This window comes from Romboutsia sedimentorum (assembly GCF_030131845.1).
Lineage (GTDB): Bacteria > Bacillota > Clostridia > Peptostreptococcales > Peptostreptococcaceae > Romboutsia_D > Romboutsia_D sedimentorum.
The window spans coordinates 132,515-157,888 of the sequence record NZ_JASKYM010000005.1 but is presented as its reverse complement, the minus strand read 5'-3'; the positions used below and the strand labels follow the sequence as shown (position 1 = coordinate 157,888).

General features: G+C 27.9%; 25 protein-coding genes and 2 riboswitches. Of the genes, 2 read left to right on the top strand and 23 right to left on the bottom strand.

All coding sequences use genetic code 11. The features are described from left to right. The 3 genes from QOZ84_RS11385 to clpB form a co-directional block, all read right to left on the bottom strand. Positions 1-361: SH3 domain-containing protein (locus QOZ84_RS11385; RefSeq protein ID WP_284133083.1), on the bottom strand; the 361-nt coding region annotated here is incomplete at its 3' end. A gap of 166 nt (positions 362-527) precedes the next feature. Beyond that, complete coding sequence (locus tag QOZ84_RS11380; protein ID WP_284133082.1) at positions 528-1,520, bottom strand: catalase family protein; 993 nt, start codon at positions 1,518-1,520, stop codon at positions 528-530. 132 nt (positions 1,521-1,652) lie between these two features. Then, positions 1,653-4,247, bottom strand: coding sequence for an ATP-dependent chaperone ClpB (gene clpB, locus QOZ84_RS11375; protein WP_284133081.1), 2,595 nt, complete (start codon positions 4,245-4,247; stop codon positions 1,653-1,655). Positions 4,248-4,475: 228 nt separating this feature from the next. Between clpB and QOZ84_RS11370 the strand changes: the two genes are divergently transcribed. After that, a complete protein-coding gene (locus tag QOZ84_RS11370; RefSeq protein ID WP_284133080.1) occupies positions 4,476-4,646 on the top strand; it encodes a hypothetical protein in 171 nt (56 codons plus the stop codon). Between the two features lie 69 nt (positions 4,647-4,715). On the opposite strand, the gene QOZ84_RS11365 is transcribed toward QOZ84_RS11370, so the two are convergent. The 3 genes from QOZ84_RS11365 to QOZ84_RS11350 form a co-directional block, all read right to left on the bottom strand. Further along, positions 4,716-5,360: a pentapeptide repeat-containing protein gene (locus tag QOZ84_RS11365; RefSeq protein ID WP_284133079.1), complete on the bottom strand. Its 645-nt coding sequence runs from the start codon at positions 5,358-5,360 to the stop codon at positions 4,716-4,718. Positions 5,361-5,738: 378 nt separating this feature from the next. Then, a complete protein-coding gene (locus QOZ84_RS11355; protein ID WP_284133078.1) occupies positions 5,739-5,930 on the bottom strand; it encodes a hypothetical protein in 192 nt (63 codons plus the stop codon). A 297-nt stretch (positions 5,931-6,227) separates the two neighbouring features. Next, a complete protein-coding gene (locus QOZ84_RS11350) occupies positions 6,228-6,701 on the bottom strand; it encodes a L,D-transpeptidase (RefSeq protein WP_284133077.1) in 474 nt (157 codons plus the stop codon). Between the two features lie 158 nt (positions 6,702-6,859). Here QOZ84_RS11350 and ytaF point away from each other — a divergent pair, with 158 nt between their 5' ends. Next, complete coding sequence (gene ytaF, locus QOZ84_RS11345; protein WP_284133076.1) at positions 6,860-7,483, top strand: sporulation membrane protein YtaF; 624 nt, start codon at positions 6,860-6,862, stop codon at positions 7,481-7,483. A 45-nt stretch (positions 7,484-7,528) separates the two neighbouring features. Here ytaF and QOZ84_RS11340 read toward each other — a convergent pair whose 3' ends face one another. The 17 genes from QOZ84_RS11340 to QOZ84_RS11260 all read right to left on the bottom strand — a co-directional run bounded on the left by QOZ84_RS11340 (position 7,529) and on the right by QOZ84_RS11260 (position 25,151). Further along, complete coding sequence (locus QOZ84_RS11340; RefSeq protein ID WP_284133075.1) at positions 7,529-9,154, bottom strand: Na/Pi cotransporter family protein; 1,626 nt, start codon at positions 9,152-9,154, stop codon at positions 7,529-7,531. A gap of 253 nt (positions 9,155-9,407) precedes the next feature. After that, on the bottom strand, positions 9,408-9,941 hold the full coding sequence (locus QOZ84_RS11335) for a hypothetical protein (protein WP_284133074.1): 534 nt from the start codon (positions 9,939-9,941) through the stop codon (positions 9,408-9,410). A gap of 109 nt (positions 9,942-10,050) precedes the next feature. After that, a complete protein-coding gene (locus QOZ84_RS11330; protein WP_284133073.1) occupies positions 10,051-10,515 on the bottom strand; it encodes a hypothetical protein in 465 nt (154 codons plus the stop codon). A 15-nt stretch (positions 10,516-10,530) separates the two neighbouring features. Continuing rightward, the gene (locus QOZ84_RS11325; protein WP_284133072.1) at positions 10,531-11,244 is read right to left on the bottom strand and encodes a M48 family metallopeptidase; all 714 of its coding nucleotides are present in this window, start codon (positions 11,242-11,244) and stop codon (positions 10,531-10,533) included. 167 nt (positions 11,245-11,411) lie between these two features. Further along, a complete protein-coding gene (locus QOZ84_RS11320) occupies positions 11,412-12,884 on the bottom strand; it encodes a protein adenylyltransferase SelO (RefSeq protein ID WP_284133071.1) in 1,473 nt (490 codons plus the stop codon). Between the two features lie 186 nt (positions 12,885-13,070). Then, on the bottom strand, positions 13,071-13,643 hold the full coding sequence (locus QOZ84_RS11315) for a beta-class carbonic anhydrase (protein WP_284133070.1): 573 nt from the start codon (positions 13,641-13,643) through the stop codon (positions 13,071-13,073). 161 nt (positions 13,644-13,804) lie between these two features. Further along, positions 13,805-15,199: a 5'-3' exonuclease gene (locus tag QOZ84_RS11310; RefSeq protein ID WP_284133069.1), complete on the bottom strand. Its 1,395-nt coding sequence runs from the start codon at positions 15,197-15,199 to the stop codon at positions 13,805-13,807. 209 nt (positions 15,200-15,408) lie between these two features. Beyond that, positions 15,409-16,059 (bottom strand): Dph6-related ATP pyrophosphatase, encoded by a 651-nt coding sequence (locus QOZ84_RS11305; RefSeq protein ID WP_284133068.1) that lies wholly within the window; start codon positions 16,057-16,059, stop codon positions 15,409-15,411. A 17-nt stretch (positions 16,060-16,076) separates the two neighbouring features. Next, positions 16,077-16,832, bottom strand: coding sequence for an ABC transporter ATP-binding protein (locus QOZ84_RS11300; RefSeq protein ID WP_284133067.1), 756 nt, complete (start codon positions 16,830-16,832; stop codon positions 16,077-16,079). Positions 16,833-16,836: 4 nt separating this feature from the next. Beyond that, positions 16,837-17,862 carry a FecCD family ABC transporter permease gene (locus tag QOZ84_RS11295; RefSeq protein WP_284133066.1) on the bottom strand — a complete coding sequence of 342 codons (1,026 nt, stop codon included), beginning with the start codon at positions 17,860-17,862 and terminating at the stop codon, positions 16,837-16,839. 162 nt (positions 17,863-18,024) lie between these two features. Further along, a riboswitch (cobalamin riboswitch) is annotated at positions 18,025-18,195 on the bottom strand. A 301-nt stretch (positions 18,196-18,496) separates the two neighbouring features. After that, complete coding sequence (locus tag QOZ84_RS11290; RefSeq protein WP_284133065.1) at positions 18,497-19,561, bottom strand: hypothetical protein; 1,065 nt, start codon at positions 19,559-19,561, stop codon at positions 18,497-18,499. Between the two features lie 196 nt (positions 19,562-19,757). Beyond that, positions 19,758-20,504 carry an ABC transporter ATP-binding protein gene (locus QOZ84_RS11285; RefSeq protein ID WP_284133064.1) on the bottom strand — a complete coding sequence of 249 codons (747 nt, stop codon included), beginning with the start codon at positions 20,502-20,504 and terminating at the stop codon, positions 19,758-19,760. Further along, the gene (locus QOZ84_RS11280; RefSeq protein ID WP_284133063.1) at positions 20,485-21,486 is read right to left on the bottom strand and encodes an ABC transporter substrate-binding protein; all 1,002 of its coding nucleotides are present in this window, start codon (positions 21,484-21,486) and stop codon (positions 20,485-20,487) included. The genes QOZ84_RS11285 and QOZ84_RS11280 overlap by 20 nt, the downstream gene beginning before the upstream one ends. Before the next feature lie 10 nt (positions 21,487-21,496). Then, entirely contained in the window at positions 21,497-22,261 is a 765-nt protein-coding gene (locus QOZ84_RS11275; RefSeq protein ID WP_284133062.1) for an ABC transporter permease, read from the bottom strand. Next, positions 22,236-22,526: an MTH1187 family thiamine-binding protein gene (locus QOZ84_RS11270; RefSeq protein WP_026901102.1), complete on the bottom strand. Its 291-nt coding sequence runs from the start codon at positions 22,524-22,526 to the stop codon at positions 22,236-22,238. Before QOZ84_RS11270 ends, QOZ84_RS11275 begins: the two co-directional genes overlap by 26 nt. A 90-nt stretch (positions 22,527-22,616) precedes the next feature. Continuing rightward, positions 22,617-22,717: riboswitch (TPP riboswitch) on the bottom strand. Positions 22,718-22,891: 174 nt separating this feature from the next. After that, on the bottom strand, positions 22,892-23,236 hold the full coding sequence (locus QOZ84_RS11265) for a hypothetical protein (RefSeq protein ID WP_331496570.1): 345 nt from the start codon (positions 23,234-23,236) through the stop codon (positions 22,892-22,894). Next, positions 23,229-25,151, bottom strand: a complete 1,923-nt coding sequence (locus tag QOZ84_RS11260; RefSeq protein WP_284133060.1) for an OPT family oligopeptide transporter — start codon at positions 25,149-25,151, stop codon at positions 23,229-23,231. The genes QOZ84_RS11265 and QOZ84_RS11260 overlap by 8 nt, the downstream gene beginning before the upstream one ends. Positions 25,152-25,374 lie beyond the last annotated feature (223 nt).

The window sequence follows — 25,374 nt, the reverse complement described above, 5'->3', positions numbered from 1 at the left end:
AATGGCTTGTACTTGCGCCACTTCTTACGTTTAGAGTGCTAGTTGTTATAAATCCATATCCAGATTCAGTTTGTCCACCAGAATCGGGGTTGCTAGATTTGCTTATATAATTTCCACTAGCCCATCCTGTTTGTCCATTTGATAGCTTTACTTTATACCATCCACCTGAAGTTTGTATTATTTCGACTGTATTACCTTTATGTAATTTACCTATTACAGAATGATTTGTGCCTGCTCCGCTTCTCACATTCAGTACATCAGTATTAACTATCCCTTTTTCTGCTGCATATGAATCTATGCATCCCATTGCAAGTGCCATAGTACTTACTCCAACTGACACTACTATACTTTTTTTAATCATACACTACCTCCATTTCAATTATTAATTCAAAAAAATTGCTTTTTCGACAATTAATTCTTATTTTAATAGTACTACATATAATCACCTTTGTAAATAATAAGTTACAAATAAGTTACAAATATGTTACATTTTAGGAGATAGTTTTAAAACTTATCTATTTGTATTATTAGTTTATATTTCTAAATTTTTTTTCATTAGGTTCAAAAAGCTCTTCTTTATTTCTATCATGCCTAAACCTAGACATTTCTTCATATATTTTAATTCTTGCTATATTTATATCTCCAATAGGTCTATGACTAACTAAAGAGTGAGCAGGAGAGAAAGAAAGTACTTCACCTAGTTCTTCTCTTTCTTTGGTTGTGAATTCTTGAATAGGTATTTTTAAAGTAGCTAATTTTATAAATGGAGACTTACTTTCACTCCATTTAACAGAAGCATCATTTATTGGCATTCCTTTAGTTTGAAATTGTACCATAAAATCAAAGACAGCTTCATGATTATCTAGGTGTGTCTTCATATTATTAGTTAAATATGTCGAACTCATATCTTTTGGTAGTTTACTTTTGTATATAGATCTTGGTACTAAGCTATATTTAACCTTTTTCTCTCCAAACATATATGGAGTAGTACTAAAATATCTTATATCAAGAGGACTACTATCATGTTTTTGGTTTTGTCTTATGTCTTTTAATATTCCTATCTTACCACTAAAAAGAAGCTTAACTCCGAATATAAATGGATTAGATTTAGTTGTATAATAAATGGCATCATGAAAAAGCTTCAGAGTCCCAATTGGCATTGTTTCATTGTTTATAAATAAGAAATCTTGTGTTGTTTTTTCATCTTTACTGCATCTTGGACCATGTACATCTAATAATTTCAAAGAAAAACCTCTAAAATCTTTCATTTTATCACTGTTTATTTTAGGACTAGAATTTGATATACGAATAAATGTTGAATAAGTTTTTTCTTCTTTAAATATACCTACTTTATATTTCGGTGGTAAGTTTTTTTCTACTATAAAATATGCTTTTAATAATCCTAAACTTTTAGGATGTGCATCTCGTTTTGTGCTTCCTGGAGAATAATCTTTTTGTAGTTTTTCTTTAAGCATGTTTATAATATTTTGAGTTAATTGTTGTTGAGTATATTTAGGCAAGTAAAGCCCTCCTTTTGTTTTTAATATATATTTAAATTTTAAACAATAAAAAGGACCTTTATACATTTATATAAAATCCCCCTATCACATTTTGTACAAGTACCTAATGTGATAGGGGGATAATCTGCTATATTATTTTACAGATACATTTATATTTTCATTGTCTGAATCAATTACTACATTACATCCACTATAAATATCTCCAGCTATCATTTTCTTAGCTATTATAGTTTCTAATGTGTTGCTTATATATCTCTTTAATGGTCTGGCTCCGTATACTGGATCATAACCATCTTTTACAAGTAAATCCTTAGCATTCTCACTTATCTCTATACTTATATCTTTTTCTTTTAATCTATTTCTTAAAGAAGACATAAATATATCGATAATTTTTTTGATTCCTTTTTTATCTAACGTTTTAAACATTATAATATCATCAACTCTATTTAAAAATTCTGGCTTAAATTTATACTTCATTTCATTCATAACAAAATCTTTAGTAGAATCATTTATATTTTCACCAGCTTCTAATAGATATCCACTACCAATATTTGATGTCATTATTATAAGCGTATTTTTAAAGTCCACAGTTTTACCTTTATTGTCAGTAAGTCTTCCATCGTCTAATATTTGTAAGAATAAGTTAAATACATCTTCATGTGCTTTTTCTATTTCATCAAATAATATTACAGAATATGGATTTCTTCTTACCGCCTCTGTTAACTGCCCACCTTCTTCATATCCTACATATCCTGGAGGAGGCCCTATAAGTCTAGATACTGCGTGTTTTTCCATATACTCACTCATATCTATTCTTATTATATTATCTTCACTATCAAATAAATTACGTGCTAGAGTTTTAGCAAGTTCTGTTTTTCCAACTCCAGTAGGCCCAAGGAATATAAATGAACCTATTGGTTTATTTTCATCTTTAAGTCCTGCACGAGCACGTATTACTGCATTAGATACAGCCGTTACTGCTTCATCTTGACCTATTACTCTTTTGTGAAGCTCATCCTCTAGTTTTAATAACTTTTCTCTTTCGCCTTCAACTAATTTTGTTACAGGAATTCCAGTCCATTTAGCAACAATTTGTGATATTTCATCTTCAGTAACTTCTTCTTTTAATAATGCATTATCATAATTTTTTGCTATTTTAATTTCATATTCTTGTATTTGTTCTTCAAGTTTTGGAATCACTCCATACTTAACTTCAGATGCTTTATTAAAGTCATATTCTCTTTCATATTTTCCTACATTTCCTTTTGCTTCATCAAGTTCTGCTTTTAAGTTTTTAATATGAAGTATTTGATTTTTTTCGTTTTCATATTTAGCACTCATTTCATCATTTTTAGATTTAAGTTCTGAAATTTCTTTTATTAATTTCTCTAGTCTTAATTTACTTTTTTCATCATTTTCCTTAAGAAGTGCTTCTCTTTCAGTTTCTAGTGTGAATAATTTTCTTCTTACCATATCTAGTTCAGTAGGTAATGAATCTATCTCACTTCTAATCATCGCTCCTGCTTCATCTATTAAATCTATTGCTTTATCAGGTAAGAACCTATCTTGTATATATCTATCTGATAATTTAGCTGCGGCTACTATAGCACTATCATGAATTCTTATTCCATGATGTATTTCAAATCTTTCTTTAAGACCTCTTAGTATAGATACTGTATCACTTACACTTGGTTCATCAGCAATGACCGGTTGAAAACGTCTCTCTAATGCTTTATCTTTTTCTATATATTGTCTATACTCATCAAATGTAGTTGCACCTATACAGTTTAACTCACCACGAGCAAGCATTGGTTTTATTAAGTTACCAGCATCCATTGCTCCATCAGTTTTACCAGCTCCAACTATAGTGTGTATTTCATCTATAAATAATATTATCTTCCCTTGTGAGCTTTGTACTTCTTTTAGTACTGCTTTTAGCCTTTCTTCAAATTCTCCTCTGTATTTTGCCCCAGCAATTAAAGAACCCATATCTAATGAAAATACAATTTTATCTTTAATACCCTCTGGAACATCTCCTCTTACTATTCTTTCTGCTAGTCCTTCAACTATGGCAGTTTTACCAACACCTGGCTCTCCTATAAGTACAGGATTATTTTTAGTCCTTCTTGATAAAATCCTTATTACTCTTCTTATTTCTTCGTCACGACCTATAACTGGATCTAACTTATGTTTTTTAGCTAACTCTACTAAATTTGTACCATAGCGAGCTAAAGCTTCATAAGTTCCTTCTGGATCTTGAGTTTCTACTCTTTGACTTCCTCTTACTTGTGATAGTACATTTAAAAAATCACTTTTGTTTATATTGTATTGTTTTAATACTTTTCCTAAAGCAGTGCTGCTTTCCATATCCATAATGGCTAACATAACATGTTCTACACTAATATAAGAATCTTTAAATTCTTTAGAAATACTTTCGGCTTTAATTAATACTTCATTTATTCTTCTCGTAGCCGTAACACCTTGTGCACTTATTCCTTGCCCATGTATTTGAGGTAATTTATTTAGTTCTAAATTTATACTATTTCTTAATGAGTCTACAGACACATTCATTTTTTCTAATATATTTGGAATAAGTCCATCTTCTTGGTTTACTAAGCTACTAAAAAGATGAATTATATCAACTTGTTGGTTATGGTTTTTTACAGCGATACTATAAGCATCATTTAAACTTTTTTGTACTCTTACTGTCATTTTTTCTATATCCATTTTAATCCCTCCATTAATGAGCTTTATAAAATTATTATTTTAATAAAATTAATATCTTTATTAGCACTCTGTATCGTCGAGTGCTAAGTTGTTATATAAATATTATATCTATAAATAATTTTTGTCAAGACTTTTTAAGAACATATTTTTATCAATAAAACTACTATTTTAGTTTATAACTGATGTTATATAATAGTAGTAACACAGAATTACGAAAGGGTGACACTTATGAATCAGCCAGTTATCTCTATTGAAGAAATGATAACTTATATTCATGGAAAATGTATTGCAAATGGATATAAGTTATCTCATGAAGCTATAAAAGTTATATTAGATTATGAAGAAGAATTTTTAGACTCTAAAGGTTTAATAGATATTGAAGAAGATGATATTTATTAAGAAAAGACACGGTATAAAAAACAATACTATATACCGTGTCTTTTTTTATGTAATTTTTATGTTTATTTACTATTTGATTTTTATATTCATAAGTCTAGTTAAGTCAAGTGCCTGTACTACACTAACATTTGCCCCAGATATGTCATTTATGCCAAGTTGTATATCTTCTATATTGCAAGTACTTAAATCAATTCCATTTAATTTACTATTGTAAAATATAGCATTACTTAAATTTGTATTTTCAAATACCATTTTTTTTATTTCAACTTCTTGAAATACTGCACTTAGAAATTCACTTTCAATTATATTTACACCATCAAACTTAGTATATGCTAAGTTTACATACTTTCCAACGCAACTCTCAAATAGTACATTTTTCATTAAACATTCATCAAATCTAGTACCTGTTATCTTGCATTTTGTAAACTCTGTTCTATATATACTACCTTTGCTAAAAGGTATGTTAGCTAAGTTACAGTTTTCAAATATAACATCCATCATATCTACTTTTGTTAAATCACAATATTCAAAAGTAACATTTTTAAATACACACTTATCAAAACTAACTCTTATATCCTCCAGTCCACTTATAACTACATTTTCTATAATTTTATTTGACAGTGAGTTTTCATTATAGATTTCACTAACAACGTCTTCTAATTTTTCCAAAGTGCCTATTATTTTAGGTCTTTGAAGCTTACTTAGTTTATTCATATTTTACCACCCTTAATGTATTAAAGTTAATTTTTATTAAATTTGTTTTGTACGTATTAATTCTATTATAGATATCAATTGAATTCAAATATTAATTTATTATTTCCTAAATTGTCAATTTAAATGAGACAAAGCAACTATGATACTTTAATCAACTGGTAGTAAACTTTCAAAACCAGTTGCTTTTTTAATAACCTCATTTGGTGTTTGATAATTTAACGATTTTCTAGGAATTGAATTCCATTTAGATGCAATTATATTTAGTTATTCTTGAGAATAAATATATAAATCTGTAGACTTAGGTAAATCTTTTCTAACTATTCCATTTGAATTTTCTAAATTTTCTTTGTTAAGTACAATACTTTTTCTGCCACATTTTCATTTATTCACTTGATATTGATTGTAAATTTCATGTACTGTAAGCCCATTGGAAAATAATTTGTAATATCTATAAACTTTATCTTTACCTATTTTAATTCTTTGAGCGCAAGCTCTTGCATTTACACATAGATAATAATTTACTTCTAGATTTGTTAGTTGATTTATGTTAATAATATGATTAAAAGACATTTGCGATACTCCCTTGGTTGATTTTAGTAGGTTAACTAAGTGTATATCATAAGTGTCTTTTTTATTTATACATTTGTCTGATTTAATTATATAATTCAGGATACATAAAACCCTATTTTAAAAAGTCTAAATTAAACGTTTTTAACAATGTTAAGTTTTTTTAACATTCGTTAAATCTTTGCATAATTAAAAAACTGTTTTATATATTAAAAAATTATATTTTTAAACATATAACTACAAATAAAAATAGAGAATTTATTGTTGTAAAGTTTAAGTTATAAATTCTCTATTTTTTATTTAATTTATAATTATGGTACTTCCTTTTGGTACATTGTCGTAAACCCATCTAGCGCTGTTTGTTGCCATTCTTATACATCCATGACTTATTGCTACTCCTAGTCTATCGTCCTTTACATTAATTCCCTTTGCATCATAAATTATTGAATGATAATAATATTCACCAGTAATGTTAATTGCATACTTAACAGAAGAATTCTCATCTCCTATAGATGGGTATTTTTCACCCACTTCAAACACACCTTTTATGGTTGGGGTTTGAGGTTTTCCAACTGTGCAGCTAAATTTAAATTTCAAATCCCACAAATCATTAATTTTCTCATATATATAAATAAACTTATTATTAATTGATGTTGTTATTAAATAATTAGTTGTGCTTTTTATATTGTTACTATTAACAAATGATGTCATGTCTAAATCGAATTTTTCATAATTTATAGAATCTTTATTTCTTTTTATTTTGCGTAATTTCATATTAAATATTGCCCCTTTCATAAATAAAAATCTTATATTTTTATTTATGAAAGGTTGTTCTATAAGGTGATAGTTTATATATACTTTTTACATATTAGTAACTAAATCCGATATTTTTAATACGATAATATTAGCTATTTAAATTAGGGGGTGTCATCGTGCTACAATCCTTACTTCTAGTACTTTCACTATGCATTGATACTTTTGTAGCTAGTATTGCTTATGGTAGCGATAAAATTAAAATACCTTTTACTTCTGCTCTTATTATAAATGGGGTCTGTTCTTCAGTTTTAGGGGTTTCTTTATTTCTGGGATCATCATTTAAAGATACATTGTCTTCAAATATAGCTTCTACAATGAGTTTTTATTTACTATTACTACTTGGAGTTTATAGGTTATTTGAATCTTTTTTTAAAAATTATATTAATAAATTTTCATATAAACAAGTTCCCTTAACTTTTAAGCTCTTTGATTTTAAGTTTGTTCTTGAAATTTACGCTAATGAGACTAAAGCTGATTATGATAAATCAAAGTTATTAAATAGTAAAGAAGCTTTTTACCTAGCAATTGCTCTCTCATTAGATAGTTTAGCTGTTGGGTTTGGCAGTAGCCTAGGAAGTGTTCGTTATGTAGAAGTACTGGTACTTTCATTAATAGTTGGTATTTTTTCACTACTCTTAGGTTCATACTTAGGAAGTAGATTTATTGAAAAGGTAGATATAAATTTATCATGGGTATCTGGAGCTATTCTTATATTTTTAGCCCTAATAAGATATTTTTAAATAAAAAAGATCTTATCTCAAATAAAGAGATAAGATCTTTTTTATTTATGCTATGTTTCCATTTGATAATTTGATAACTCTTTGTGCTATATTTACAGAATGGTCAGATACTCTTTCTAAGTTACTTACTATATCCAAGAATATAACTCCATTGTCTATAGTACATAAATTTTCATTCAATCGTCTCATATGATTTTCACGACATGATTTTTCCATCATATTTACTTGTTCTTCCATTTTAATAACTCTACAAGCTAAATCAATATCATAGTTTTCCATACATTTAAGTGCATAAGTATAAGTAGAAACAACTCTCTCATACATTTGAGTTAATTCTTCAGTACCTTCTTTAGATAAGCTTAATTGTTTTTCTAAAATTATTTCGCCTAATTCAGCTATGTTTTCAGCATGGTCTCCTATTCTTTCAATATCATTTACAGTATTGAATAATGCATCAACATTTTCTCTAGACTCATTATTTAAGGATACTTTAGATAATTTTAATAGATAGTTTAATATTAATTTTTGTAAATTGTTTACTACCTTTTCTTCTTCTAAGGATTTCTTAATCTTATTTTCAGATTGTTCTAATAAACCTTCCATAGAATTGATAAGTGCATTTTTAGCTTTATTGCCCATTCTTAAAGTTTCCTTAACTGTGTTAGATAATGCTATTGATGGAGTCTCCATCATTCTTTCATCTATATATTTAACTGTTTTCTTATCTTCGATTTCATCTTCTCTCTCTGGTACAAGTTTCATAGTAAGTTTAACTATTAGCTTAGAGAAAGGCAGCAATAATATTACATTTGTTATATTAAACAAAGTGTGTGAATTTGCTATCTGTCTACTAACATCTGTTGGATCTAGATGAGTTACTAACATAGTTATTGGTTTAGTTAATATTAACATAAATACCATAGTTCCAATTATATTAAATATCAAATGCATTGTTGCTGCTCTTCTTGCATTTTTACTAGCACCAATACTAGATATTAATGAAGTTACACAAGTACCTATATTTTCCCCGTATAATATAGGTAATGCTGCTCCTAATCCGATTGCCCCCGTTGATGAAACTGCAAGTAACATTCCCATTGAAGCACTTGAACTTTGAACTATTGCTGTTATACCAAATCCTAATAATACTCCAAGTATTGGATTTTGGCCTAAACTACTTAATGCCTCAACAAATATTGGGAATTCAGTTAAAGGCTTAACTGCATCTTTCATAAAATCCATACCTGTAAACAATATACCAAATCCTATTAATATTTCCGCTACATTTTTAGTTTTTGGTTTAGCTGAGAATAAGTAAAATATTATACCTATTCCTAAAGCTATTGGAGCAAGACCTACTAAATTTAGCGATACAATTTGTGCTGTTATAGTTGTACCTATATTAGCACCCATTATAACACCTATTGCTTGAGGTAGAGTCATTATACCTGCATTAACAAATCCTACTACCATTACAGTTGTTGCACTACTACTTTGTATTATTGCTGTAACTAAAGCACCTACTATAACACCCATAAGCACATTACTAGTTAAAAGTTCAATTATTCGCCTTAGTTTAGAACCTGCTGATTTTTGTAGTCCATCTCCCATTAGGTTCATACCATATAAGAATAATCCTAGACCACCCATTAAATTTATTGCTATTTCCACGTTTTATTTCCTCCTTAAAGTATAAGCATGTTTATTTTATTATTTATTATTACAAAATAATTCTATCAAAGAAAATGTCATATAGTGTTAAACCAAGGTTAAAACCATGTTAAGTGAATGTTAAATATTAAAATTGTATTAATAAATCTTTAAAATTAAGTTAAATTTTAGTCGGTTTATTTGGTTAGTGTTTATTCCTACTAGGAACTTTATTTGTATTTATAATAAAGCCCTAAGTATATAGGGCTTTTGTTTACTTTCTAAAATCCTTGATATTATTTTCTATACTTAAACTTTGAAGTATACTCTGTAGGGGTAATGCTCTAGTTTCTATCGCCATTCCAAATTGTTTAAAACTTACTTTAATCTCTTTACTATATGTTTTCAATACACCTTGTTCTAGTTCATTTAAATGTATATATACATATTCTTTTAAATCTTCTTCATTTTTTAAATTGTTTATTTCTTCACCTCTTAGAACATGTTTAAAAATTTCAAATCCCTCTCCTTTTGAACTCCAGATAAATATCCTATATGTTATTAAAGACATTTCACAGTATAACCCTGAACTTATAGAGTTCATATGGTTTATGTCTTCGTATAATTCTTGGTTAAAGTCAAAAAAATTACTTCCAGCTATTTCATATGTTTTTTGTTTATCAAATTCTATATTCTGCTCTACTATATTTTTATGAAATTCTTCATATCCATTACTGGCAAACACTACCTCTGCTAGTTTACTAGTATTTACGAATAATTTTTCTTTATTTAAAAATTGATTAGTCATTTAATTCTCCTTTTTTTATATGATATATTAATTGCCTTTAATATTATAACTATATGTATAATTTAAAACAATAAACATTTTTTTATCTACAATTCAAATATATAATTTATTAAATTATCTTGTTTATTTCTTCAACTAAGTATTTTCTATTATAGGTAAAATAATTTACAAGCTTACAATAAAAAACCTCTGATAGTTGTAAGGTGCTTTTTATTTCGAAAAGATTCTTATTAAATGCTTCTTTTGTTACATAGCCTACTATATAACTTATAAGCATCTCTATAAGTGAACTCGTTAAAATAACTCCATCATCTTTATCTTTAAGCTTTATTTGTACATATGGTATTAAGCTTATATAAGTTGCTATTTCACCAATGCTTTTTTCATCATATGTATTTATGTTATTTTTTGCATTAACTTTCAAAGTTTCTTCCATTGGTATATGTCGTAGTAAATCACATATTACATTTATTACATATTTATTTAAGTTTAGATCACTATCTTTACACATTCTATCTATTATAGATTTGTCAAACTCATTTATACTATATTGCTTTAACTGCATTAATTTCATATTACTCTCTCCTATTTATAAATCTAATTTAATTCCATTCTCTTTAAGCCACTTATGCCTTAATTCATAATCAGGCAGTATTGAATACACACTTTTCCAATAATCTTTCGAATGATTTTTATGTTTCATATGACACATTTCATGAACTACAATGTAGTTAATTACATCACTAGGAGCCATTATACACCTCCAATTAAATAAAATATCATTTTTAAAAGTGCAACTAGCCCATCGTTTTTTTTGTTCTTTCACCTTGATATTCCCAACTTCATGTTCAAAATATGATTGATAATAATCTATTTTTTCTTTAATTTTAATTAAAGCTTTTTTTCTATACCAAAGTTCAAGCGCTTTTTTTATAATTACTTCATCACTAGTGTAAGTATTAACTATAAGCTTTCCTCTAAATAACTTAACATCGATGCTTGAAATATCGTTATTATATACAACCTCCAAAGAATAGTTTCTTCCTAAGTACATAAAAGCTTGACCACTCACAATACTTCTCTTAACCTTTTTATTTTGTATTGAATTTATTTCATTCTGCTTTCTAATTATCCAACTAGCATTAGATTTAACTTTATCTAAAATAAATTTTTTTTCAACACCAAATGGAGATAATACATCTATTTCTCCATTTAATTTAACTTGTATACTCAATGTTTTTCTTTTTTTATATATTAAGTTAAAATTAATGTCTTCATTTATATGTTTAAATACTATTTTCATAACATACCTCTAATCTATAACTGCATAATTTTTATTAACTTCATATGTATATTCGTATTTCTTACTTAACTTTTAATAGTTCTATTTTAACATATTTAATTTTGTTTATCTGTAATTACAAACAAAAAAGACTAGAATATTGTCCTAGTCTTAACTTAATACTTATCTTATGTCCCACAAAAAGTTCTATAATTATGATTTGAAACCTTAGGAAGTTTAGAATACTCTTCTTGATCTTTGGAGTGTTCATATGGTCTTGAAACCACATCAAGAAGTTTCTTCATTACATCATAATCACCTCTATTAGCTGCTTCTATTGCATCTTCTACCCTATAATTTCTTGGTATTACCGCAGGATTAGATCCCTTCATCAACTTAGCTACTGTTTTTTTTGACTCTGGTTGCCTTTTCAGTCTTTCTTGCCATACTTTATACCAATTACTAAATTCTTTACTATTGAATATCTCCCTATCTTTATAATTATCAAAAGTTAATGAAATAAAAGTGTTAGTATAATCCTCACTATACTTTTCAATAATACTAAGTAAATCTTCAATAATAGCTTTGTCTTGTGCTTCTTCATTAAATATACCAAGCTTAAATCTCATCTTCGATATCCAATTAAAATAATACAAATCAGAAAAATTTGAAATAGCATCTTGAGCTATATTTATAGCTCGCTCTTTATCTTGATCTAATAAAGGTAATAAAGTTTCAGCAAATCTACATAAATTCCACTCTGCCATAATAGGTTGATTTTTATATGCATAACGCCCTTGAATATCAATAGAACTGAATACAGTATTTGGATTATAATTATCCATAAAAGCACAGGGACCATAATCAATAGTCTCACCACTAATAGTCATATTATCTGTATTCATAACACCATGTATAAATCCAACAGCTTGCCATTTAGCAACAAGACTTGCTTGAACCTTTATTACTTCATTAAGTAAATTAAGATACTTGTCATTATTATCTTCTACATATGGAAAATGTCTTTTCAAACAATAATTTGCAAGTTCCTTAAGTTCCTGATAACTGCCCATATGAGATACATATTCAAATGTGCCAAACCTAATATGGCTAGATGCTATACGAGTTAATATCGCACCCTCTTCTCTGCTTTGTCTAAATACATATTCACCACTTTTAATTACTGCCAAGCTACGTGTAGTTGGAATACCAAGACCATGCATACCTTCACTTATTATATATTCACGAAGCATTGGACCAAGAGCAGCCTTACCATCCCCACCACGAGAGTAAGGTGTTTTACCAGATCCTTTAAGCTGAATATCAAATCTTTCACCCAAAGGTGTTATTTGCTCTCCTATTAATAATGCTCTTCCATCTCCTAGTATTGCAAAGTTTCCAAACTGATGTCCAGCATATGCTTGAGCGATAAATACACCTTCTTTTATTCTTTTATTTCCTGCAAGTAATGACACTCCTTCTTCACTTTTAAAATCATCAATATTTAGTCCCAATGATTTTGCTAGAGAATCATTGAAAACAACTATCTTTGGTGAGGGCACTGTATTTAAGTTAACTTTACTAAAAAGTAATTTAGGCAAATTATTATAGCTATTATCTAAGTTTAACCCACTTTCTAAAATTTCTTTTTTATCAATCATTTTTTCTCCTTTTTTAGTCCTTGTACAGATAAAATTTTTCCCGTTTTATATTTTTTAGCATATTCTTTATATTTAATTAGTATACCCTTACTAAAGCTTTGTAATAATTTTATTTGTATTTATAGTATTTTTATTCCTACTAGGATATTTTTCTGAATTTAATTTATATAATAATCATATAAGATATTATTTGTATCCATCAACTACAACATCTATTTTTCCTGTTTCAGGACACATAACTAGACCATGAACTATAATTTCTTTAGGAACTAGTGGATGGTTTTTAACAAGACTTACACTATCTTGTATAGATTCTTCTACTGACTCAAATCCATGTAAAAATTTCAATATATTTATACCTGCGTTAGAAAGTGTAGTTACCGTCTCTGCTGGTATCCCTCTCTGTAAAATCTTATTCAATAAGTCTTCTGTATTCAAGTTGCACATTCCACATCCATAGTGACCAACTATAAGTACTTCATCAACTTCAAATTCATAAATTGCGACAATAATACTTCTCATTATACTACCAAACGGATGCATTATAGTTGCTCCTGCATTTTTAATTATCTTAGCATCTCCATTTTTAAGATTCATAGATTTTGGTAATAGATCTGTTAGTCTTGTATCCATACATGATAATATTACAATTTTTTTATCTGGATCTTTTGAAGTTTCATATTTTTCATATTTTTTACCTTCAACAAATGACTTGTTGTATTTTAATAGTTTATCTAATTTTCTTATTTTATTTTTCATAATATTATATTTCCTTTCAAACTAATTATTTTTAATTTCATTAGATTTAGTATTTACAGTTTATAGTATTTATCAACGGTATTATATTATTTAATTTACTTATTTTATTAAAGCTATACTTTTTAACACATGTTTATATGTACTAAAAGTATAGCTTTTACTTATTTTTTTATTAAACTATTCATCCCTAAATTTTCAAATCTTTTATTCATTATATTGTAATTTATATCTAAAGCTAATTTAGCTAAATGTAAATCTTGAACTTCCTCAATATCAGTTTTTATAGTTGCTAATTTTTTACTTATAAAAGCATCCTCTTTGTATAATAATAAGTTTTTTAATGGAGATCTTTTTATACCTAGTGTTTCTTTAAAGAATACCAAAAGTTCTTTTTCACTTTTAGAATCAAGATTTTCTATATTATTATATATTTCTTCTATAGATCCATAATGTGCAATAAGTGGCCTACTAGATACAGGTCCTACATTTTTAACACCTTTTATATTATCTGATTTATCACCTTCTATGGCTTTTGCATCTATTATTTGAATAGGTTCTATTCCTTTAAAGTGCTTGACATAATTTGGTGTATATTCAAATACACCTCTTGGAACATTTAAATTTGTTCTATCTATTCCAATTTCACTATACATATCTTCTGCTTTACCTGTAACCATCCATAACCTTGTATACTGTGAAACTAATTGGATATAATCCTCATCCTTTGTATGAAGAAATATCGGTATATCTTTTTCAAATTTTTTAACCAAGCTTCCAGCAAAATCATCTGCTTCATAATTACAGTGAGAAAATACCGGAATGTTTATTTCTTGTAATAACTCTGTCAACAACTTAAATTGACTTTTTAGTGGATGAGGTGTTTCACTTCTGTTAGCTTTATATTGCGAGTCTATTTCTCTTCTAAATGTGTCTCTACTTCTATCCATTACTACAGCTAAATGCGTTATATCTTGATTTTTCAATAAAGGAAGCAACGTTTTAAAAAACATATATATTCCATTTGTATATTCTCCATCTGGAGACATCATTAGTTTTGTATACGCAAATTCTTTCTGTTCATCAGTTTTTGCAAATAATAAATCTCTAGCAGTTGCATAAAAACTAGTAGATAAAAGTGATGATCCGTCTACTATTAGAAACTTATCTTCTTTATCACCAAAAATATCCTCATCAATGGATACAGCTTCTAATTGATCTATTGAAAATGCTTGTGTTTTATTAGATTCTAATTCAGCTTCTATATTTTTTCTTGCACTGCTTTTCCCTCTTAAATCTGTATCAAGCCTAGACCCAACGTAACTATTTAACCTTATATAATCTCTTTTTTCTAACCCAGATGACTTTACAGTTTCTTCGTTTACTAATGCATCCTTTAGTTCTTGCAAGTATTTTAAGTGCTTTTCGTCTATTTCTTTTTTAGCTATTTCTATATTAAATACTTCAGTTTCTACTACTTCTTCAGTAATTTGAATTTCATTTTCTGTTCCATTTTCTATTTTTATTTTTTTTTCTAAAAAGTCAAATAAATTTTCCATGAATTACTCCTTTTGTTGCTTATGCATTAATAATTTTAAGCTTTATTTTATTTTTTGTAACAACTTCTATTTTATGTTATTTATCAATAATTGTACACACTAAAAATAATCTACTCTGATGATTTAATTTTATTTACTAAATACAAAAACACCTTACAAAGTAGTTTTTATTTTACTCTTTATAAGGTGTTTTTGTATTTATGTATTTTTTAAATAGATATATCTAAATTCCCATAATCTTCATTTATTACTATACCTTTTTTCTTAATCTTTATTTCTTCCTTAAACAAAGGTCCATCTACAACAAATGTATGATACTCTCCATTTTCACCACATACATCGCATCCCAATTCTTTTATTTGTTTAACTATATCATAGTTCAAAACTTTTCCTAAAAAATCACTATGTAAATGTTTTAAATTAACAGTCTTTATAACGGTTCTAAATCCGCTATCTATAAATTCATAAACTAAATCTTCTCTGTCACCTTGCCATAGAGGAAGTATCGCCTCCATTCCAACTTCATTACACCTGTCTTCACACCATCTTCTATGGTCTAGTATATCTATATCTCCAAATACACAAGAAGTAGCGCCCATGTCTTTAGCTTTTTTAAGAGTTTCTATAAATTTAGTTTCATACTCACTAACTTCGCATTCCACTAGCATTAGTGGTATTTCTAAGCTTTCACTAACTTTGTTTAATAACTCTTTAGTTATACTATGTGTCCATGAAATATTTGCATCTTTTCTTACAGTTACAAGTAATCCAATAGGTGTATATCCATTTTTAATCATTTTATAAAGTGCTAAAGTGCTATCTTTTCCCCCGCTAAACGACATAACAAATTTTTTACTCATATTTTCTCCTCCTAAGCTTATTGCCATTTTTCCAACACTTCTACCATAAATTTTTTAATATCTATTCCATAAACATTTTTAAGCTTTTCACTTTCTAAAACCTCTTTAGCACTCCCATATGAAACAACTTCACCGTCGCTTAACATAATTACTTTATCAGAAAAATACTGAACTAAATTTAAGTCATGAAGTACCCCTATTACAATTTTTTCATTATCTCTAGCCCAACTAACTAAATGTTGCAAGAGTTCTATTTGATGTTTTAAATCAAGATGATTAGTTGGTTCATCTAAAAGGATTATGTCTGGATTTTGTGCAAAAGTTCTTGCCAAGAACACTCTTTGCAATTGTCCACCCGATAGTTCACTTATCATTTTATCTTTTATATCATACAGACCAACTTTTTCAAGACTATCTAGTATTATTTCTTTGTCTTCACCGCTAATCGAATTAAATACACTCTTAGAATAAGCGTATCTCCCGAGAGCTACACTTTCATATATAGTATATGGAAAATAAATTTGTGATATTTGGCTCATTAAAGCCACCTTAGTTGCCAGTTCTTTCCTATTATAAGAAGAAACTTCTTTATTGTCTATTTTTATATTTCCTTTATATTCTATAATATTTGCAATAGATTTTAAAAGCGTACTTTTTCCACATCCATTTGGACCTATTATACAAAGATTTTCACCTTTTTCAACCTTTATATTAATATTTTTTATAATATCAACTTCATCATAACCGCAATAAAGATTTTTAATTTCTAACATAGTTTTATATTCCTTTCTTAGACTTAAAGTATACATATGCAAAGAATGGTGCTCCTATAAGGGCTGTTATTGCTCCTACTGGTAATTCTGATGGTGATATTATAGTTCTTGATATCAAATCAGTGATAACCATCAACGATCCACCAAATAAAAAGGACATTGGTATGACATAACTATGTTTTGAACCAAATATTTTTCTAACTATATGAGGAGCTATTAAATCAACAAAACCTATTGTTCCACTTAAAGCTACTGCTGAACCTGTTAATGTTGTTGAAAATATAAACAAACGCTTTTTAACTTTAGTGGTATCTACTCCTACAGCTTTTGCTTGTTCTTCTCCAAAAGTTAAGATATCCATTTCTTTACTATATTTTAATACTCCTATAATACCAATTATTAAAAACGGAGCAAGCGCTTTAACGTATGACCACCCTTTCATAGAGAAACTTCCCATTTGCCACATAGTAATACTTTGTATATCTTCACTAAATAAAGCAGTTATAGTTGTTAATATTGCATTTACAAAAAGTGAAAATACCATACCTGCAAGTATTATAGTGTTATTTGACATAGTCTTATCTATCTTTGCACTAAATGTAATAACTGAGTATACTGTTAAAAGTCCAAATAAAAATCCAACTATAGGTAATGTTAGTCCTCCTAAAAATGGTATTGATATCCCAATAACTATAACAAGTCCAGCACCTAATGAAGCTCCAGAAGATACACCTAGCGTATATGGTGATGCTAATTCATTTTTAAGTATAGACTGAACTACTGCTCCACTGACTGCCAGGCACCCACCAACCATAAATGCAAGTAAAACTCTAGGTAATCTAATACTCCATATTATAGATATGTCTTTTGGATTTATACTTTCTTTTAAAGGAATATTTAGCATTTTGTTTAGTAATATATTAATTGTATCTAATATATTAATATTTGAGCTTCCTATTGAAACTCCAAGACATATAATTAAAAATACTGTCGGTATAGTTAAAATTATTAAATTTTTATTTTTATTCATTCTCCCTTTTATAAATAGCTCTAGCTATCTACTTCTCCTTTTGTTTGTCTAAGTTTTTGTATGAAGGCTTGTCTTTAATTTACTATGTACTAAAAAAAGCATACTTTTGAGAGTATGCTTTTGTTTCATTAAGTAAAATCCTAGTAGTCCCACCCTCAGAAGGTACTAGTTAAATATTAGGCAGTTCTCCCGGCTCAACTTCACTCTACTTTCTTACCTTCCCGATTGCTCAGTGGTATATAAGATTTCGTCAGTATTACGGTTACTGGGGTAGCTTAGACTTTCAATCTAATTCCCTATTAAGTCATCGACACCTAATATATATTTAATTTTTATTATACATTTATTATATATAATAAATATATATACATCAACTTTTATTATAACTACAAATTATCTGAGTATTTTATTAAGCGACAAACCAATTGTAACTATTATTATAGTCCAAGCTACACCCATAAATATCCACGCTGTTGTAGTCATTTTTAATCATCTCCTATTAGTATAATAATATGTTTATAATTTCATTTCTCTTACTTTTTATAAACATATGCTCTATGCTAATGAAATGTATCATATTTTAAATAATCTTAATATAGTTTACATATTCTTAACTCTAAATTTTAAAGCATGCCTAGTTATTTATATCTTTACTTTTATATGTCTTATAGCTATGCAATAATTCTCTACTATTAAATATATATTTGCCACCTATCTGTGTATAATAGGTTCCTGTAGAATCATATATCTCTTTTACTTTTTGAGTTAAATTTTTATGGTAATATCTAAGCTCTTTAAATTCTTTTTTTAGCTTATCTGCAGTCATCCATACCTTATTGCAACTAATATCTGCTAGTCTAATATTTCCAAAGTTAGCATCATTTTTATGAGCATATACATATATTTCTGCTAAGATTTCTTGTAAATTTTCATTACTAAGACTGTGCTTAAGTTTCATATAGCTTATAGCCCCCATAGAGTCTATACCTTTTTCTTCTAGTTTTTCTTGTTTTATAAGAGCTTCTAAAGGTTGTCTTTTTATGTATACATAACAAGTATTTTCAAGTAAATATTCCCCTCTATGATATTTTGCAGGTCTATGAATTACAAGTATTGGACTATATTCTCCATTAATTTCATCGTCATTAAAATCATTTATATTCTCTTTATTTTTAAGTTGGTATTCACTAGATAAGCTACCATACCTAGATTTTGAGTTTAAAGAATACATACTAGAGTTTTTAATGTGCTGTATTACTTCATTTACGTAATCCTTTTCCACAACATCATCGTTGTGTGAATTGTTTACATAATTATTTATTAGTTCTTCTTTAATAGAATTTACTTCATCTATTGTGACACAAAAACAAGCACATATATTTTTTAGTCTTTCTTCTATTTTATTTATATCTGTATCAATATATTGAATTACCTCTTTTAAATTTTCTTCACTTTTTATTTTTATAAGTTGCTTATTTATAGAATCATTAGTAATTATACTATTTTTATCAAACAAATACTCATTTATATTTTCTTTTAATTTTTCTATATTGCTATATATTCTAATATAATCATTCATTAAGTTTACATCTTTCCTTAAGATTGATTTTGGTATATTTATATAAATGTCATTTTCTTTTACGCATAAATTATAATCATTTTCTTTTATTATATCTTCTACTACAGTGTCTTCTATCATTTTGCTACTCCTTACCATTTTATAAGTTTAAACTTGAAGTCATTTATAATTATAACATGAATTATAATACTTAGTGATATTTTTCACTTAAGTTTCCATTTTAAAGTAATAATAGTTAAAATTGCAAGACTATATATACTAACTTAGTCTTTTTACATAAAAAAGCATATGAAATTTAATTTCATATGCTTCATACTTACAATAAACTAATTATGTCTTTTTTTAATTTTATAATTTTTTCTAAATTATCGTCATTGCAATACTTTTTATCTATTATAAATTCATCTTTAATAGTTGCAGGCTTTTTTGATATAACATAAATTCTATCAGATAAATTTATAGCCTCGTCAATATCATGAGTTATTAAAAGTATAGTAGAATTCACCTTACTTTTAACTTCTAATAACCATTTTTGCATAGATGCTTTAGTAATAGAGTCTAGTGCTCCAAAGGGTTCATCTAAAAGCATTATATCATTAGAATTTACAAACGTTCTTAAAAAATTAGCTCTTTGTTTCATTCCCCCTGATAATTCACTTGGGTATTTATTTTCATATCCAGTCAAACCAAATATATCAAAGTATTTTTCAACTTTTTTACGAGCTTCTTTTTTCTTTAAGAATTTATTTTTATGACTCTTTTCTTTTATCAATGTAAGTGGCAAACTAACATTGTCTATTATATTTTTATGTGGAAGCAATAAATCTTTTTGATACATATAGCTTAACTTTCCATCTATATTTATCTTTCCACTGTCATAGTCTATTAAATTTGAAATTATGTTAAATATAGTACTTTTTCCACATCCACTAGGGCCTAATATACTTACAATCTCACCTTCATAAACATTTATACTTATATTTTTTAATACTTCTACTTCATTATAGCTTTTATTTACGTTTTTTATATCTATTTTTAATTTTCTATTTTGGCAAGAATTCATTACTGTAAGCCTCACTAGGTTTTAAGTCTTTAGTTATTAATTTATATTCTTTTAAAAACTGTGTATAATTATTCCACACATCATCTTTCATTTCTCCCCATCTATCGGCATCATCTATATACTTACTAGCTAAGTACTCTTGACTTTTTATAGCTAATTCCTCATCTATTTCTGGAGCATGTTTTACTAATATTTTAGCAGCTTCAGTAGGATTTTCTATTGCATATTCATAGCCCTTAGCTGTAGCTTCTAAAAATTTCTTAGCTTCATCAGGATTTTCTTTTAATAATTTTTCATTACATATTATAAGCGGCGTATAATAATCAAGTCTTTTGTCAACTTTTCCAATAGGTATAAAGTTTAAATCAATTCCTCTCCTATTAGCTTCTACAACATCCCAGCCTTCAAATATCCATGCAAAATCTATATTTTTACTTGTTGCACTAAAAAAATCATCTTGTCCAATATCTACGACTTTTAGTTTATTAAAATCTCTACCTTCATTTTTCATAACCGCATCTAATATAGCATTCTCAGAAGGAGATCCCCATCCACCATAAGTTTTATTTTCAAAGTCTTTAGGTGAAGTTATATTTTTACTCTTAGGAGAAGCAAAACCAGAAGTATTATGTTGTATAATAGTTGCTATCGCTTTTATTGGAAGTGGGTCTTCACTAGTTTTAGCAAAAGTTACTTCTTCTTGGTAGCTTATTCCAAAATCAGCTTTTCCCGTAGCAACTAAAGTTGACGCTCCACCATCTGGTGGTTGTACTATTTCAACATCTATTCCTTGTTCCTTAAAATATCCTTTTTCCAGTGCTACGAATAGTCCTGTGTGATTAGTGTTTGGTGTCCAATCTAGTACCATTGTAATCTTTTCATTTTTAACTTCATTTTTATTACTTTTACTTGAGCAACCACTAAGTACACTCATTGTAAGCATACTTACAAGACCTAAACTAACTAATTTTTTAAATTTCATAAAGTCCCCCTTATTTATTATGCCTTAAAGCTATTTTTTTGATAAATTGTATTACTCCTACAAATACCAAACTAAATATTATTACCAGTATAGTTGAAGCAAAAACTTTGTCTAGCGCATATGAACTCTTTGCTCTTACCATATAGACGCCTAGTCCATTAGTTCCACCCAACCATTCTGCTACTGTTGCTGCGACTACAGCATAAGTTGCAGATATTTTAAGCCCCGAGAAAAATTTGTCCATTGCCATTGGAAATTTAAGATGTATAAATATAGATGTTTTACTACTATTCATTGTTTTAAATAAGTTCAAATAGTCTTTATCTATATTATCTATCCCATCTACAAAACTTATAAGTATGGGGAAAAAACAAGTCATAGTTACCATTATTACCTTAGGTAATATATCAAATCCAAACCAAATTATTAGAAGTGGTGCTATTGCAATAGTTGGTATCGTTTGCGATACAACCATTATTGGATATACACACTTTTTGAATATAGGTATAAAATCCATAAGTATCCCCATAGTCAAAGCTATTATTATAGCTACTATAAATCCTATTATTGCTTCGTTTAAAGTTGTTACCGCGTTAGTATATAGGTTTAAGTAATCATTATAAAATACACCTATTATATCACTAGGAGCTGGCAATATATATTGAGGTATATCTTTTACTACTACGACTAATTGCCATATAATTAATAAAATCAAAAATGTTAATATAGGATATAAACTATTTTTAATTTTATCTATGGTTTTTAAGTTTGTCATCTATAGTTATTCCCCCAGCTTTTTCGTCTATCCTAGCTATTGTTATAACTCTTTCGCACCCAAGATTAAATGGAATTTTATGAACTACTTTTAAAAGATCAAATACTTCATCAAATTCGCCTTCTATCGTTGTGCTCATTGCACCTATTTCGTGCTTAAGACCACTCTTTTGTATCTCTTCTATACATGCATCTACTACTTTGTACATTTCTTCTTCGCCTTCAAAAGGTCTTAATGGCATTACTGCTACATCTGCTATTACCAATTCTTTCACTCTCCTCATGTTTTATAACCAATAAATTATACTCATACTAAAAAAGCCTTACCCTTCTAGGATAAGACCTTATAATTTATATATAAGCTTGCTTACTCTCCCTACGATGGCATTATCCAAACAGGTTTAAAGGGTCGAGATTTAAATCTCCTCTCAGCTAATTTGCTCCCCTGAATTATGTATTTTCAAGTTAATTGTACTATAATTATCAAATTTTAGCAATTATTATATTTTTATAGCAACTTGTATTTTTTAACGATTACTAAATATATTTTTTATTATAATAAAAATACCCTAAACAATAGATTTTTATTATCTATTCTTCAGGGTATTATTTCACTTTTAAAGTATATTTTTTATACATCTACTCTTTCGATATAGTTACAATTAACTTCAATATGATTTAAAAATATTAGTAATCTTTCATAAAGAGGGTGACATTCATCACCATATTTAAGTTCTAAATATTCACCAATCGCCTTGACAGTTTGATTCCCATCAATTTGTGAAAACACAGTACTACTATATTTATCTAGTTCCATTTTTTTATACATTGGAATATTAATTTTTAATTTTCTAAAGAACTTTTGAATCCTGTAGTTTTGTTTTTGTGATATAGTGACAATTCCGTCTTTATTTATTTCATATTCAATATTATTAGAAATTTTAAATACTATACCTAAAACTTCATCATTATTCATCATGCTTTACCTTAGATGAAAGGATAGCTACTGTTGTAGATACAGCTAACACTATTAGTAAAATTATAGCCATAGTATTACTTGCTGCAAATCCAACTGGTGCATTTGGTTTTATAATCCCTGTTACTTGTAATATGATTCCTATTAAGCCTATTATAGAACCACCAGCAACAAGACCAGAAGATAAACTTATACCATTTGCAACTCTAGCTTCTTTTAATTCTGTATTCTTAGACATTTTTTCGACTAATACACGTATTAAAGCTCCAACTAATATTATTGAAGTTGTTGCAATTGGTAAGTAAAAACCTATAGCAATAGTCATAATTGGTAAATTTAATAAATAAAGTACAAATGCCATAAACACACCAGCAATAATCATAACCCAAGGTAAATCTCCTGACATAATACCTGAAGTTAATGTTGACATTAAGTTAGCTTGTGGTAATGCAAACTGTGCATCTGCCCCAGTAACTTTAAGTTGGTTAGAAAGTACTAATATTGTACCAATAACCACTATTACTCCAACTATACTAGCAATTGTGAAATAACGTTGCATTTCACTTTTACTACCTCCAACTATATAAGTTACCTTTTGAGATTGAGTATATCCACCAGCTGTAGCTATAGCAACAACCATAAAAGTAGCAAATAAAAGTAATGATTTGTTGTCAGCATTACTTTTCCATCCCATTACAACAAATAACAATGTTAGTATAACTAAAGATGCTATTGTCATACCTGAAACTGGTAGGTTTGATGTACCTATTGTACCAGTTAAACGTCCTGCTACTATAACAAATAGTAAAGATAATAACATTGAAACAATAGCTCCTAATATAGCCATCATAATATTTTCAGAGAATAAAAATGCTGCTACAAACCCAAGTATAATTCCACCTAATAAAATTATCATGTGGCTAGATGAATTTTCTCCACCATCTCCACCATTCGATTTTGCTTTAAGTGTCTCTTTTAATGATACTACAATAGTTGGTATAAGTTTAATTGCACCTATTATACCTCCACAAAGCATCATACCAGCACCTATATATTTTACATAACTACTAGAAATTACATTAACATCCATTTGATTAAGAGCCATGGAAGTATTATTCCATACTGTAGCTCCATCAGCAGCCATATCAGTAAAATAACCTATTAAAGGAGCTACACCAAAGTTTGCAAATATAGATCCTGCAAACATCGTTAAAGATACTTCAAGACCTACTATGAATCCAATTCCTAAAAGAAGAGGATTTACTTCTATTGAAAATTTCCATTTATAAAATGTGCTTCCAACAGCAGTCATAACGTTATTTATCACGTTTAGGAATGAACTAGTCAATAAATTAATAATTCCACTTATTCCGAATCCAATTCCCATGAATTTTATAGCATCTCCACCAGCATCTGAAGCAACAAGTGTTTCCGATATAGCCATAGATTCTGGATACATAAGCTTACCATGTTCTTCAATAATTAAGTAATTGTAAACTAATGTTGAACACCCTATACTAAATAGAACACCACCAACACCAACAATTACGCCTTCAATGAAGCTAAATTGACTACCAATTAAAATAACAGCTGGTAATACGAAGATCATACCACTCGCAATGGATTCACCCCCACTTGACATACCTTGGATTATATTTTTTCCAAGAAGGCCTTTTTTATTTGCAAATGCTCCAACTAATACTGAACCTATTATAGCTCCAGGTATTCCTGCTGCAACTGTAAGTCCTGATTTCATTCCAGAATAAGCTGTTGAAGCTGCAAAGACAGCTGCTAAAATAATACCTATAATTAATACAGCTACATTTCCACCTGTTTTAGACTTGTCAGTTATATATGGAACATAATCTTTTCCATGTACACCACCATACGCCTCTTTAGGTAATTTTTTCTTCATTTAAATCCCTCCATTCATTTATTTAATAATTAGACAATAGGAGAATTTACGAATAATGTATCATTCAAACGCCTATTATTTATAAACAGTGATATACAGCGTTTTCTTAGGATTTTTTTATATTTATATAATACTATTTTTATATAATACTATTTTATTCGACATAAATCAACATTTTTCGAATATTTTTAATTTTAAAATAATTATCCGAATATTTTAAGTA

Excerpts from the sequence above, each read along its gene's own strand:
- clpB (WP_284133081.1), bottom strand. The coding sequence starts at position 4,247 with ATGGATATAGAAAAAATGACAGTAAGAGTACAAAAAAGTTTAAATGAT.
- QOZ84_RS11370 (WP_284133080.1), top strand. The coding sequence starts at position 4,476 with ATGAATCAGCCAGTTATCTCTATTGAAGAAATGATAACTTATATTCAT.
- QOZ84_RS11365 (WP_284133079.1), bottom strand. The coding sequence starts at position 5,360 with ATGAATAAACTAAGTAAGCTTCAAAGACCTAAAATAATAGGCACTTTG.
- QOZ84_RS11355 (WP_284133078.1), bottom strand. The coding sequence starts at position 5,930 with ATGTCTTTTAATCATATTATTAACATAAATCAACTAACAAATCTAGAA.
- QOZ84_RS11350 (WP_284133077.1), bottom strand. The coding sequence starts at position 6,701 with ATGAAATTACGCAAAATAAAAAGAAATAAAGATTCTATAAATTATGAA.
- QOZ84_RS11335 (WP_284133074.1), bottom strand. The coding sequence starts at position 9,941 with ATGACTAATCAATTTTTAAATAAAGAAAAATTATTCGTAAATACTAGT.
- QOZ84_RS11330 (WP_284133073.1), bottom strand. The coding sequence starts at position 10,515 with ATGAAATTAATGCAGTTAAAGCAATATAGTATAAATGAGTTTGACAAA.
- QOZ84_RS11325 (WP_284133072.1), bottom strand. The coding sequence starts at position 11,244 with ATGAAAATAGTATTTAAACATATAAATGAAGACATTAATTTTAACTTA.
- QOZ84_RS11320 (WP_284133071.1), bottom strand. The coding sequence starts at position 12,884 with ATGATTGATAAAAAAGAAATTTTAGAAAGTGGGTTAAACTTAGATAAT.
- QOZ84_RS11315 (WP_284133070.1), bottom strand. The coding sequence starts at position 13,643 with ATGAAAAATAAAATAAGAAAATTAGATAAACTATTAAAATACAACAAG.
- QOZ84_RS11310 (WP_284133069.1), bottom strand. The coding sequence starts at position 15,199 with ATGGAAAATTTATTTGACTTTTTAGAAAAAAAAATAAAAATAGAAAAT.
- QOZ84_RS11305 (WP_284133068.1), bottom strand. The coding sequence starts at position 16,059 with ATGAGTAAAAAATTTGTTATGTCGTTTAGCGGGGGAAAAGATAGCACT.
- QOZ84_RS11300 (WP_284133067.1), bottom strand. The coding sequence starts at position 16,832 with ATGTTAGAAATTAAAAATCTTTATTGCGGTTATGATGAAGTTGATATT.
- QOZ84_RS11295 (WP_284133066.1), bottom strand. The coding sequence starts at position 17,862 with ATGAATAAAAATAAAAATTTAATAATTTTAACTATACCGACAGTATTT.
- QOZ84_RS11290 (WP_284133065.1), bottom strand. The coding sequence starts at position 19,561 with ATGATAGAAGACACTGTAGTAGAAGATATAATAAAAGAAAATGATTAT.
- QOZ84_RS11285 (WP_284133064.1), bottom strand. The coding sequence starts at position 20,504 with ATGAATTCTTGCCAAAATAGAAAATTAAAAATAGATATAAAAAACGTA.
- QOZ84_RS11280 (WP_284133063.1), bottom strand. The coding sequence starts at position 21,486 with ATGAAATTTAAAAAATTAGTTAGTTTAGGTCTTGTAAGTATGCTTACA.
- QOZ84_RS11275 (WP_284133062.1), bottom strand. The coding sequence starts at position 22,261 with ATGACAAACTTAAAAACCATAGATAAAATTAAAAATAGTTTATATCCT.
- QOZ84_RS11265 (WP_331496570.1), bottom strand. The coding sequence starts at position 23,236 with ATGAATAATGATGAAGTTTTAGGTATAGTATTTAAAATTTCTAATAAT.
- QOZ84_RS11260 (WP_284133060.1), bottom strand. The coding sequence starts at position 25,151 with ATGAAGAAAAAATTACCTAAAGAGGCGTATGGTGGTGTACATGGAAAA.